Source organism: Fulvimarina thalattae (assembly GCF_040239565.1).
GTDB lineage: Bacteria > Pseudomonadota > Alphaproteobacteria > Rhizobiales > Rhizobiaceae > Fulvimarina.
In genome coordinates this window covers 208,887-220,894 of record NZ_JBEHWS010000007.1, presented here as the reverse complement: position 1 = coordinate 220,894, position 12,008 = coordinate 208,887, and the positions used below count along the sequence as shown (strand labels likewise).

General features: G+C 61.4%; 13 protein-coding genes and 1 pseudogene. 7 read left to right on the top strand and 7 right to left on the bottom strand.

Translation table 11 applies throughout. The annotated features are described in order from the left end of the window. Both ABRA89_RS11765 and ABRA89_RS11760 read left to right on the top strand, forming a co-directional pair. Positions 1 to 452 (top strand): IS30 family transposase (locus ABRA89_RS11765; protein WP_349941664.1); only part of this gene is annotated, 452 nt, incomplete at its 5' end. Between the two features lie 62 nt (positions 453 to 514). Further along, the gene (locus tag ABRA89_RS11760) at positions 515 to 883 is read left to right on the top strand and encodes a DUF2794 domain-containing protein (protein WP_349941663.1); all 369 of its coding nucleotides are present in this window, start codon (positions 515 to 517) and stop codon (positions 881 to 883) included. 12 nt (positions 884 to 895) lie between these two features. Here the strand turns inward: ABRA89_RS11760 and ABRA89_RS11755 are convergent, their stop codons facing one another. The 4 genes from ABRA89_RS11755 to ABRA89_RS11740 form a co-directional block, all read right to left on the bottom strand. Then, positions 896 to 1,459 (bottom strand): GNAT family N-acetyltransferase, encoded by a 564-nt coding sequence (locus tag ABRA89_RS11755; protein ID WP_349941662.1) that lies wholly within the window; start codon positions 1,457 to 1,459, stop codon positions 896 to 898. Positions 1,460 to 1,616: 157 nt separating this feature from the next. Continuing rightward, positions 1,617 to 2,375 carry a Bax inhibitor-1/YccA family protein gene (locus ABRA89_RS11750; protein ID WP_349941661.1) on the bottom strand — a complete coding sequence of 253 codons (759 nt, stop codon included), beginning with the start codon at positions 2,373 to 2,375 and terminating at the stop codon, positions 1,617 to 1,619. A gap of 399 nt (positions 2,376 to 2,774) precedes the next feature. Next, the gene (locus tag ABRA89_RS11745) at positions 2,775 to 5,393 is read right to left on the bottom strand and encodes an ABC transporter permease (protein ID WP_349941660.1); all 2,619 of its coding nucleotides are present in this window, start codon (positions 5,391 to 5,393) and stop codon (positions 2,775 to 2,777) included. Continuing rightward, the gene (locus ABRA89_RS11740) at positions 5,390 to 6,094 is read right to left on the bottom strand and encodes an ABC transporter ATP-binding protein (RefSeq protein WP_349941659.1); all 705 of its coding nucleotides are present in this window, start codon (positions 6,092 to 6,094) and stop codon (positions 5,390 to 5,392) included. Before ABRA89_RS11740 ends, ABRA89_RS11745 begins: the two co-directional genes overlap by 4 nt. Before the next feature lie 58 nt (positions 6,095 to 6,152). Between ABRA89_RS11740 and ABRA89_RS11735 the strand changes: the two genes are divergently transcribed. Further along, positions 6,153 to 6,824 carry an arylesterase gene (locus ABRA89_RS11735; RefSeq protein ID WP_349941675.1) on the top strand — a complete coding sequence of 224 codons (672 nt, stop codon included), beginning with the start codon at positions 6,153 to 6,155 and terminating at the stop codon, positions 6,822 to 6,824. Between the two features lie 14 nt (positions 6,825 to 6,838). Here the strand turns inward: ABRA89_RS11735 and ABRA89_RS11730 are convergent, their stop codons facing one another. Then, a complete protein-coding gene (locus ABRA89_RS11730) occupies positions 6,839 to 7,534 on the bottom strand; it encodes a GNAT family N-acetyltransferase (RefSeq protein WP_349941658.1) in 696 nt (231 codons plus the stop codon). A gap of 232 nt (positions 7,535 to 7,766) precedes the next feature. Here ABRA89_RS11730 and thpR point away from each other — a divergent pair, with 232 nt between their 5' ends. The 4 genes from thpR (at position 7,767) to rlmN (ending at position 11,245) form a co-directional block, all read left to right on the top strand. Next, positions 7,767 to 8,366: an RNA 2',3'-cyclic phosphodiesterase gene (gene thpR, locus ABRA89_RS11725; protein ID WP_349941657.1), complete on the top strand. Its 600-nt coding sequence runs from the start codon at positions 7,767 to 7,769 to the stop codon at positions 8,364 to 8,366. Positions 8,367 to 8,461: 95 nt separating this feature from the next. Further along, entirely contained in the window at positions 8,462 to 8,836 is a 375-nt protein-coding gene (locus tag ABRA89_RS11720) for a YkvA family protein (protein WP_349941656.1), read from the top strand. 385 nt (positions 8,837 to 9,221) lie between these two features. After that, positions 9,222 to 9,728, top strand: coding sequence for an invasion associated locus B family protein (locus ABRA89_RS11715; protein ID WP_349941655.1), 507 nt, complete (start codon positions 9,222 to 9,224; stop codon positions 9,726 to 9,728). Positions 9,729 to 9,985: 257 nt separating this feature from the next. After that, the gene (gene rlmN, locus ABRA89_RS11710; RefSeq protein WP_349941654.1) at positions 9,986 to 11,245 is read left to right on the top strand and encodes a dual-specificity RNA methyltransferase RlmN; all 1,260 of its coding nucleotides are present in this window, start codon (positions 9,986 to 9,988) and stop codon (positions 11,243 to 11,245) included. 3 nt (positions 11,246 to 11,248) lie between these two features. On the opposite strand, the pseudogene ABRA89_RS11705 reads toward rlmN, so the two are convergent. Beyond that, a pseudogene (locus ABRA89_RS11705) lies at positions 11,249 to 11,791 on the bottom strand (DUF1223 domain-containing protein); the annotation flags it as partial. A 12-nt stretch (positions 11,792 to 11,803) separates the two neighbouring features. Next, positions 11,804 to 11,926 (bottom strand): hypothetical protein, encoded by a 123-nt coding sequence (locus ABRA89_RS11700; protein WP_349941653.1) that lies wholly within the window; start codon positions 11,924 to 11,926, stop codon positions 11,804 to 11,806. Positions 11,927 to 12,008 lie beyond the last annotated feature (82 nt).

The following is a 12,008-nucleotide window of genomic DNA, read 5'->3' as shown; positions in this document are numbered from 1 at the left end:
TCATCTGCAAAAGGGCGAGGCCTGTTCTCGTTCTTCATGAGCGAAAGACGAGGATCACGATCGCGACCCGGCTGACCGGAAAGACGGCCGCCGAGACCATCTCGGCGATGATCGCGATCTTCCAGCGTGCACCTTCCGGACTCAGATCGTCCGTCACCTTCGACAATGACACGACCTTTGCCCGTCATGGCCTGCTCAAAGATATCTTCGGCATGACCACGTGGTTCTGCGACGCCTACGCCTCCTGGCAAAAGGGTGGCGTCGAAAACGCAAACGGCCGATTGCGACGATGGCTGCCGCGGTCACTCGATCTCGACACCCTCACCGAAGCCGACATTCAGGACGTCCTCGTCTCGATCAATACGACACCGAGAAAATGCCTCGGCTTCGTCACGCCTCTCCAAGCCATGCTCAAAGAACTTGGCAAAGACGTCCAAATCCGCTTCTCATGATCACGTTGCACTTCATGCTGGAATCCACCGGGTGAATGGAAAAGAAGGGACAGTCGAACCGAATGACCGTCGCGAGCGCCGCAGATGCATCCAACCTCATCGCCTTTCCCGGCCAGAGAGGTTCGGAGGCTCAAACCGTCTTCGATCGAAAGGAACTCTCCGAAATTCTGAAGGTCTACGGTCGCATGGTCGCGGCAGGCGAATGGCGCGACTACGCCATCGACATGCTGAAAGACCGCGCCGTGTTCTCGATCTTTCGGCGCAGCAGCGAGATGCCGATCTACCGGGTGGAGAAGAACCCGAAGCTCGCCCGCAAACAGGGCGCGTATCAGGTGGTCAATGCGGGCGGAATGGTGATGAAACGTGGCCACGATCTTCCGACGGTTTTGAACGTCTTCGAGAAGCAGCTGAAGTCAGTCGACAGCGATTGATACCCCCGAGTTCTAACGTCCGATCGTGCCCGGATATGCGTCCTTGTCGGGGACTGTCTGCATTCCCTCTCCCAGTGATCGCTGCATGAGGACGGTGTCGATCCATCGGTTGAACTTGAGACCCGTCGCCTTCATCGTCCCGATCATCTCAAATTTCTGCCGGGCGTGGACGCGGATCGAGCCCTGATTATCCCCGCCGCCGATCACGGCGATCATCTGTCGAAAGCCCAGCGCCTCAGAGCGTGCGACGAGATCGGCCAACAGGCGCGTGCCGATGCCCTGCCCTCGCGCCTCCCGAGCAAGATAGATCGTATCTTCGACCATCCAGTTATAGGCCGGGCGCGGCCGGTAAGGGCCAGCATAGGCATACCCTAAAACGGCGCCATCCGGCCCTTCTGCCGCGATGTATGGGTAGTCGTTGCCAACGAGATTCTCGAACCGCCTCTCCATTTCACTCTCGTCCGGCGGCACCAGTTCATAGGTCGCCGTGCCGTTCAGGACTTCGTCCTCGTAGATCGCCGTAATGGCGGCGATATCTGCTGTGGAAGCTGGGCGAATATTGGTGGGTGACGGCACGGAGCGGCGTCCTCGTTCGTTGAAATTGCAAAGCCACGCCGCATTGTTAGCGGCAATTTCTTGCCCACGAAACGAGAAAAGGGCGACCCAAAGGCCGCCCTTTCGCATTTTCCACTCAACGAACCGCCCGATTTCGGGCCTGGCTCTTCAGTCTCGCTTACTCGCGATTGCCGAAGAGCTGCAGCAGGAAGAGGAACATGTTCAGGAAGTCGAGATAGAGGCGAAGCGCGCCCATGACGGCCTTGCGTCCGGCAACAGCCGAGCCGTCGCCCTCGTAGTACATTTCCTTGATCTGCTGCGTGTCGTACGCGGTCAGACCCGCAAAGACGAGCACGCCGATCACAGAGATCGCGAACTGGATCGCCGGCGAGGCGAGGAAGATGTTCACGACCATCGCGATCACGATGCCGATCACGCCCATGAACAGGAACGAGCCCCAGCCCGAAATATCGCGCTTGGTGGTGTAACCCCAGAGCGAGAGCGAACCGAAAGCCGCCGCCGTGATGAAGAACACCTGGGTGATCGACTCGCCGGTGTAGACCGCGAAGATCGAAGCCAGGGAGACACCGACCATCGCGGCATAGACCCAGAAGGTCGTCTGCGCGGCGGCGACGCTCATCTTGTGGACGCGGAACGAGAGGAAGAAGACCATGCCGAGCGGAGCGAGCATGACGACCCACTTGAGCGGCGTATTGAAGACCGTGTTGCCCAGTTGCGTGAGCCCGACGACCTGACCGGCGTCGTTGGTCACGAAGGACAACATATACATCACGTAGGCCGCGACGCCGGTGAGAGCGACACCGCCCGCCATCAGGTTGTAGACCTTCAGCATATAGCTGCGCAGGCCCTGGTCGATATCCGCTCTTGTACCGGCAGCAGGCACTGTTCGCGCGCTGGTATTCCGATAGTCAGCCATATTCGTTTTAATCCTTATACGAGTGTCCCGTCGGGTGCTCGATATTGGCTCTCGGACGTGAGAGCGGGTTGATCAAGGGCCGCTGGCGGGACGCCCAGCGATGGTCATAATATGCGATGTCAGATAGCCTGACACAAGAGTTTCCGGCGCTTTCGCGAACGTTTCAGGCCCGTTTCGGCTGAAATCACCGTGAACGATTCGTAAGTAATCTTGAAAATCGCGCGACTGGCCAGTCTAGCGGATCTAAGCTTCCAGTTACCATGACCCGGTGCCCGCTGATCTAGAGCCCGTTTCAGATAGAAAACCGCGACAACACGGATTTATATCGCCGAAAAGCGGTCTCTCGGTGTTCGCGGCCCGAATTAGCCGCGCCACCTCACCAAAACCAAGGCGCACATTCTACAGATTGCGCAGGACCGGCGCGGCCTTTTGTCCAAGTATGCGCCACGTGCCGGCAAGGCCGAAGCCCACCGTGAGCACCAGTGACACCACCAGTGTCGTCAGCGCGACCGTCCAATCGAAGACGTAAGGCAGCGTCATGATCTGATCGACGACGAACCAGGAAGCGATTGCTCCTGCACCAATCGCGAAGATGCCGGTCGCAAGCCCGAGAAGCGCATATTCGGTGGCGAATGCCTTGATAAGAGTCGCTCTCGTCGCGCCCAACGTCTTGAGGACGACGGCATCATGAACCCTGGCGCGGTTGCCGGCCGCCAATGCACCTGCGAGCACGAGAACGGAGGCGATCAGGGCGACACCCGCCGCGACGCGGATCGCAAGTGCGAGCTGGGCGATCAGCGAATTCACCGCATCGAGCGCGTCCTTCACGCGAACCGTGGTCACGGCCGGGAAGGCATTGGTGAGCGTGTTGACGATCTGCTTTTCACGCGAGGCGACATCGGCGTTCGAGCGGTCAGCACCACCGTCATCGAGCGTCAGCGTCGCGAGCCAGGCGTGAGGGGCTCCTTCGAAGGTGTTCGGTGAAAAGACCATCACGAAATTGATCGAGAGGTTCTCCCATTCGATCACCCGGAAATTGGCAATTTCAGCCGTGATCGAACGGCCGAGCACGTTGACGGTGATCGTCTCACCCACTTCGAGACCGAGTTCGCGCCCTTCTTCGTCGGCGAAGGAAACCAGCGGCGGACCGTCATAGTCTTCCGCCCACCATTCGCCATCGGAAAGCGAGGAATTTTCTGGAGTTTCCGCAGCATAGGTGATGCCGCGATCGCCGCGCAGCACCCAGCCGCCCTCCTCCGGGATTTCCATCGTCGCGACATCCTGATCGCCGAGATGGGTGATCCGGCCGCGCAGCATGGGCACGGCGTTCAGCGTCGAGCCCGGAGCCGCCTCCTCGACCGTCTGGCGGAACTGGTCGATCTCGTTGTTCTGGATGTCGACAAAGAAGAAGTTCGGCGCACGGCTGGCAAGGCCCGTACCCACCTCCTGCCTCAGGTCATAGTCGATGATGGCGAGCGTCACGAGCAGCGTCAGACCGAGGCCGAGAGAGAGGACCACCGAGGGCGTCAACGCGCCGGGCCGGTGGATATTTCCGAGGGCGAGCCGCAGAGGCGTCGATTGAACTTTCGGCGCGCGGCGGGCAAGTGCCATCACGCCGATCGCGACGGCGCGCAGGATGACAAAGGCAGCCGCCGTGCCGCCAAGGAAGATGAGTGCGATCTGCTTGTCGCGCGCCATGAAGAGGGCAAGGCCCGCAATACAGAGCGCGAGCACCACTGTGCCCACCGCGTAGGTCCAGCGCAGCTTTCCGGTCGCGGTCGCGCCGGCATCGCGGAAGAGAGCAGTCGCCGCGACATCGCGGGTCTGGCCGAGTGGCAGAAGCGCGAAGGTAAGCGCTGTCAAGAAACCGAACAGCGCGGCAATAAGGAGGGCGCCTGGATAAAACGAGGCCGACGCGCCCACCGGGATGACGCTTTCAAGGAAACTCGCCGTCAGGAAGGGCGCGATGGCGCCGAGAATGAGCCCCATGACGACACCGACGGCCGCAAGCGTCATGATCTGGAAGAGATAGACGAAGACGACAAGGCGCCCCGCCGCGCCGAGGCTCTTGAAGCTCGCGATGACCGGCCGCTTGCTGTCGAGATAGGCCCGCACGGCATTCGCGACACCGACGCCGCCGACGATGAGCGCCGTCAGGCCGACCAGGGTCAGGAACTGTGAGAAGCGTTCGATATTGCGCTGGAGCGAGGGCGCGGCATCCTCGGCGGTGCGGATGCGGAAGCCGGCGGTCGGAAACTGATCGCGCGCTTCGTCCGCCACTTCTTCGGCATCGCTGCCGGCCGGCAGGCGCACACGCCAGTCGTATTCGACGAGGCTGCCGGGCTGGATCAGGCCGCTCGCGTCGAGACCGGCCCGCGACATCATCAGGCGCGGGGCGAAAGCGAAGCCGTCGGATAGGATATCCGGTTCACGATTGAGGACACCGGTAAGCTCGATCTCGGCGTCACCCAGCCTGACGATCGCGCCGGGCTCCACGCCGAGGCGATCGTAGAGTTCCTGCGCGGCGATCGCGCCGTAGCGGCCATTGCGCTCCTCGAAAAGCGTTTCGAGCGCGATCGGCGGCGTGGTTTCGACCGAACCATAAAGCGGATATGCGTCGTCGACCGCCTTCACCTCGGCAAGTGACTGGTCCGAGCCGTCTTCGAGACGGACCATCGAGCGCAGTCCGGCCGTCTCGGATATCTCGCCGAGCCCATCGATATAGCTCGCCTCCTCAGGCGTGCGCTCGCGCTGGACCAGCTGGAAGCGCATGTCGCCGCCGAGAATAGCGCGCCCCTCGCGGGCGATGCCGTCGCTCATCATCGAGGCGACGGAGTTCACTGCGGCGATGGCGCCGACACCCAGCGTGATGCACAAAAGGAAGATGATGAAGCCGTTGAGGCCTCCGCGCATCTCGCGCAGAGCAAAGCGCCAGGCGAGACGCATGGTCGGGAGAAGACCGGCATCGGCGGTTCCGGCCTTATGGGCGTAGGCGGTGTCGGCGTCGATGGCTGTCATTCGGCAGCGTCACGTGTTTCTTCGGCGCGCTCGCCTTCGATACGGCCGGACCGAACACCGACCTCGCGCTGGCAGCGATGGGCAAGATTCGGGTCGTGCGTGATGAGAACGAGCGTCATGTTGCGGCGCTCGCGCTCGGCAAAGAGAAGATCGGCAATCTGGCGACCAGTCGTCTGGTCGAGATTACCCGTAGGCTCGTCAGCGATGAGTATTGCAGGTTCCGGCGCAAGCGCGCGGGCCATCGCGACGCGCTGCTGCTCCCCGCCGGAGAGTTCGCCCGGATAATGCGTCGCGCGGTCCTTGAGACCGACGTTCTCGAGCTCCTTCAGGGCTCGATCGAACGGGTTAGGCGCGCCCGCCAGTTCCAACGGCACGGCGACGTTCTCAAGCGCCGTCATGTTCGGAATGAGATGGAAAGACTGGAAGACGATGCCGACATTCTTGCCGCGGAAGGCAGCGAGTTCGTCCTCCGATAGTCCAACCAGGGACTTACCCGCAATCTCGATCTCACCCCCGTCGGCGCGCTCGAGACCGGCGAGCACCATCAGAAGCGTCGATTTACCCGAACCCGAAGGCCCGACGATGCCGACCGAATGACCACGCTCGACATCGAGATCGATGCCTTTGAGCACGTGAACGGAACTCGCCCCACTGCCTAGCGTGAGATGAACGTTTCGTAATCGGATCGCAGGTTCCGCCAAATCGCACTCAACCTATATGGATGATCATCAGGGCGCGTGTTCGCGCTCCGGCCATCATATGGGGTTCGTTGTGCAGCGCTTCCAACCGGCTCTTGCCTTTCTGACGCTACTGTTACCGCTCGTTATCTCCGCGCCGGCACCGGCGCAGGAAGCCGGCGCATCATCGCAGCGGCAGATCGTCGCTTTCGGAGACAGCCTGTCCGCCGGCTATGGCGTCGGCCCTGGCGAAAGCTTCCCCGAGCAGCTTCAAGCAGCCCTCCGCGAAGACGGCTACGACGTGTCGGTCACCAATGCCGGCGTTTCCGGCGATACGACGAGCGGCGGACTGGCGCGCATCGACTGGTCAGTGCCGGAAAGTGCCGATCTCGTGATCGTCGAACTCGGCGCGAACGACGCGCTCCGCGGCATCGACCCGAAGATCACACGGGAGAACCTGTCGAAGATCCTCGATCAGCTCAAGCAGCGCGGACAGAACGTCATTTTGGCGGGCATGCTCGCGCCGCCGAATATGGGCGAAGATTATGCCCAGCAGTTCAATCCGATCTTCCCTGAACTGGCGGAAGAATACGGCGTGACCTTCTATCCCTTCTTCCTTGAAGGGGTCGCGGCAGAGGCCGATCTCAATCAATCCGACAAGATGCATCCGAACGCAGAGGGCGTCGGCGTCATCGTCGACAACATCATGCCGACGGTGACTGAAGCTCTGGAGAGCCAGCCCGCCGAAAGCTGATGTTTCGGCGGGTGTTACGTCTTCACGCCGAACATCTGACCAAGCGACCGCGCCATACCGCTGGCACCGTAGAAAGGCGTGGTCCAGCGCTTCCAGCTCGCGAGGCGCCATTCGAAGAAAGCATAGGCCATCGCCTCGGCCTCTTGGCGCCACTCACCACGAAGGCTGGCAAGATCGGCCGGGCGAGCCGGCAGTTCGGCCACGATATCCTGATCGGTCGCGAGAAGCTTGGCGCCGTGCTTGAGGGCGAGCGCCCGAATGCGACTGTTTTCGCGCAGGCACGTCAGATGCAGGCGGGTTACCCCGCGATTGCGTGCCGCATCGACGACGAGGCTGAACAGCCGCCCGCCATGGCCCTTGCCTTGAAATAGGCGCTCGATGGAGAACGCAGCCTCGGCCTCGTGCCGATCCTCATGGGAAAATCTGAGCTCCGCCACGCCGCGAAGGACACCATCGACAAACAGCCCCTCGACCACGGCATCACCCGATAGCGAACGTGCAGAATAGGATTTCAGGAACGCATCGCCGGCCAGATGCCCGAAGCGAGACCGCCGGGTTTCCGGATCGAGCCTTTCCAGATGGGCAAGGAACAGATCGTTCTCTCCGGGATGAAGCCGCCTGACCGTAATCCACGCCCGATATGGGGCCGAGCCAGTGCCTGGCAGTTCATTCTTGATCAGAGCCGGAGACATATCGGCATTACGTGCCATGGGAGACGCCCTTCTTCACCGGGTCTCGCACCCGAGACCGATCCTCCCGTACTCAAAACCTACGACGATCCTCGCCCAACCCGTCGATTTCACTCTCATATTTGGCATCGGAACGCGGTGACCGGGATAGGGTTGTGCGCAAAGCCGGTACCCTCTTGCGGCATAGCTCGAAGGATGAAAGCTTGAGCGAAGGCCCGAGGCGCCGCCTGCTCCATCTGCACGGAGACGATTAATGCCCCGTCTTTTCACCGCCCTTGAAATTCCCCAGGACGTCGCGACAACGCTGACCTTCCTGACCGGTGGGCTCCCTTCCGCGCGTTGGATCGATCGCGAAAACTATCATCTTACCCTGCGTTTCTTCGGCGATATCGAGCCGCGCGCCGCGGACGATCTGGTGGAGGCGCTGGACCGGATAGATCGGCCGCGCTTCTCGCTGAAGCTGCTGGGTCTCGGCGCTTTCACGCCGAAGAAGCCCCACTCGATCTATGCCGGCGTTGTCGCCTCGCCCGAGCTGGTGGAGTTGCAGGCAGAGATCGACCGGATCGCCAAGCGGCTCGGCCTGCCCAGCGACGGACGCAAGTTCATGCCGCATGTCACGATCGCACGCCTTCGCCAGCCGCGGGATCGGGACGTTGCGAAATATCTCGCCGAAAAAGGCGGCTATCGCTCCCCGCCTTTCGAAGTAAAGCGGTTCGGGCTCTATTCCTCGAAGGCGTCGATCGGCGGCGGGCCATACATCCTGGAAGAGCCTTTTGATCTCCGCGAGCCTGTCATGACCCAGGCACCAAAGCCGTTCGAAGAGGCAGCCGCCTACGGTTTCTCCCGCGGATAGCCCGGTTCGCGACCCAATCCGCCGGCAAGCGCCCCTTGAGGCTTCTGCCGGACGAGCCCATTTCCTTTGGTGAACACCACCGGAGGATGTTGAAGATGGCGCTGGACAGGATTCGAATTCAGGAAATCTTGCAGCCCGGCAGCGCGGACGAGCAGAGCGAGAAGGAAGAACGCGTCCGTGCGTCCTTCTTCGACAAGGTGCGTAAGAACCTGAAGCGCATTCCGTTCATGGAGGACGTGGTCGCCGCGTATTACTGTGCGCTCGACACCGAGACGCCAGCGGCAAGCCGGGCGATCCTCTTTTCTGCCCTCTTCTACTTCATTCTGCCGTTCGACATCATACCTGACATGTTCCTTGGCCTCGGCTTTACCGACGACATCGCTGTGCTGCTGGCCGCATTCAATGCGGTGCGCTCGAATATTCGTCCCGAGCACTATCACCGGGCTCGGGAGACTCTCGACAATCTCTGAAGCTGACGTTGCGGCTCCAGGTTTTCGGCCGTCGTCTGGCTCCGAAAAACATCGGCTCCTGCAGATTCGACCAGCTCGCGTGCAGATTCCGGCCAGTTGGTGCGTTCACGCCGCACTGTCGCCAGATTCTTTCAGTTTTTCATCAACTGTGATCGGCCCGCACCGCTTGGGGTATGCGGACGCCTTGTCAAAAAGGCGCGGGCCTCGATGGAATATCGTAGCGCCTGAAGGCTCCCGAGCCAGAGACACGTCAGCGTTAACCCGCGGTAAAGGCGAAGCGTGCAACTGTCTCGGTCAGGCGAGGTCTTCGGCAGATCGGCCACGGTCCGGAGACGCGCGGGGGGCCTTTCAAGGCCATACGAAGACGCAATCGAAGTGGGGAACCATGACCTTCCAGAAACTCCTGACAGCGACGGCGGCGATACTGATTGTGTCGAGCGCCGCAAGCGCAGCTCAGACGCCGACCCGCATGAACCAGTATAACGATTGGGGCACGTACGCCTATTCCGACAACAGCGGAAAGGTCTGCTACATCCTGTCGACACCAAAGCAGATGAAGCCAACCAATGTCGATCATGGCGACATCTTCTTCCTCGTCTCGCAAAAGCCCGGCCAGGGCATCGCCTACGAACCGCAGGTCGTCATGGGTTACGAGTTGAAGGAAGGCGAGAAGGTCGAAGTCGACGTCGACGGCAAGAAATACGCGATGTTCTCCAAGAATGACTCGGCCTGGATGGAGAACGCGGCACAGGAACCGCAGCTCGTCTCTGATCTGCGTTCAGGTCGCTCCATGACCATTTCGGCGACATCCAAGCGCGGCACGAACACCAGCTACACCTATTCCCTCTCCGGCGTGACCGCAGCCCTGAATTCGATCAAGGACTGCAAGTAAGCGCTGGCTGACCGATCTTGCCGAGCTCAAGTTTGGCAGGGTCATCTACATTCATTTTTCGAAGGAGCGTCCGGCCTTGCCGCGGCGCTCTTTTCGGTTTCGGAGCCTCCTGAGAAGGCCGGACGGCTTGAAGATTGGCTTAAGACACGGCATTTAGCGCTCAAGCAAATCGTATCGTCATTTTTTCAGCACGGCGCGGCGCGAATATTCGCCCCGTCCGCAAAGCCGTTCATCCGTCCGTCAAAGGTTCCTGTCCGATGTCCGTCACCCTCGATCTCGCCGATCCGAAGACCCGGCCCGTCGTGGATGCTGCCGCGCTGTCTCCGGCCGCAGCAAGCGGCGAGGAAAAGCCGTCACTCGTCGGCATGAGCCGCGAGGAGCTCGGCGAAGCACTGGCGCAGATCGGCGTGCCGGCCAAGCAGGTGCGCATGCGCACGGCGCAGCTCTGGCACTGGCTCTACGTCCGCGGCGTCTCGGACTTTGCGCATATGGCGAACGTCTCGAAGGAGCTGCGCGCGAAGCTCCACGATGCCTATACGATCGCACGGCCCGAGATCGTCACCGAGCAGATCTCGGTGGACGGCACGCGCAAGTGGGTCTTTCGCTTTCCGCCGCGCGGTGCCGGACGGCCGGTGGAGATCGAGACGGTCTACATTCCGGAAGAAGGGCGCGGCACGCTGTGTGTCTCTTCCCAGGTGGGCTGCACACTGACCTGCACATTCTGCCACACGGGCACCCAGCGCCTCGTACGCAATCTGACGGCCGGCGAGATAGTCTCCCAGGTTCTGCTCGCCCGCGAGCGGTTGGGCGATTTTCCCGAGATCGACACCCCGGCTGGCGCGATAGTGCCTTCGGAAGGCCGTCTCATCTCCAACGTCGTCATGATGGGCATGGGCGAGCCGCTCTACAATTTCGACAACGTCTCGACGGCGCTCGGCGTCATTTCGGATGGCGAGGGCCTTTCCGTATCCAAGCGCCGGATCACTCTGTCGACGTCCGGCGTCGTGCCGGAGATCGTGCGGGCCGGCGAGGAAACAGGCGTGATGCTCGCGATCTCACTCCACGCGGTGAACGACGAGCTTCGTGACGAGCTCGTACCGATCAACAAGAAGTATCCGCTGGAAAAGCTGCTTGAGGCCTGCCGCAATTATCCCGGCCTGTCGAACGCCCGGCGCATCACCTTCGAATATGTGATGCTGAAGGACGTGAACGACTCGATGGACGACGCGCGCAACCTCGTCCGGATGCTGAAGGGCATTCCGGCGAAGATCAATCTGATCCCGTTCAATCCGTGGCCGGGCTCGAAATACGAGTGCTCGGACTGGGACCAGATCGAGCGCTTCGCCGACTACGTGAACCAGGCCGGCTACGCCTCTCCCATCCGCACCCCCCGCGGCCGCGACATCTTCGCCGCCTGCGGTCAGCTGAAGTCGGAATCGGAACGGATGCGGAAGACCGACCGCCAGAAGATGGAGTCGGCGCGCATTCTTGAATTGTCGGGAAACGGCGCAGCCTGAGCCCTATCCTGCTTTCGCCACACCGAGGATTTCGCCTGGCCGATTTGCGGAACCTTCTTGGACGATAACAGCGCAGGCATCCGCTCCCTGTGCTGCTCCGCATTGACCGATATCGAGGCGCGTCTCAGCGCCCGAATATGTGCCGAGCTTAATGATACCGCGGACGGAATTCACGTATCGGATCGTCTTGCCACGGTTGATGGGAATGTCGGCCTGCCGCGTGTAGTCGACGCGGCAGACCGTCCCGGCCGCTGGTGCTTTACCGATAGATACCGCTCTGCCGCGGATCGAAACCGGCACGGTCAACGCCTGTCCGGCAAGGCGCTGGACCGCGTTTCTATCCGAACCCACGACATGGCCGCAGCCGTCCACCACCGCCTGGGGCGTATAGACGCGTCCATCGCCGCGGCGGGCGGCATAGGCCCGTTGGCGGGCTGAGCTCTCGGCAGAGCCGAGCGTGTCCTTCCAGCCGAAATAGTCCCAATAGTCGACGTGATAGGCGAACACGAGCATGTCGCCGCTTGCCTTCAGGGACTCTGCATACGCATCGACCGGCGGTCAGGAATTGCAGCCTTGGCTCGTGAACAGCTCAACGACATGGGACTGAGCCTGTGCGTCCGTTCGCCCGACCGCAAAGGCAAGCATCGAAATTGCGGCGACAGCGCTTATTTTCAGCTTCATGAGATCAGCCTCCTCCGTCCAGACCCGTTGGGTCTCCGTCGCAAGTCTATCGGTCGCGGTGCAAGCAGCCGCTTCTCAGATG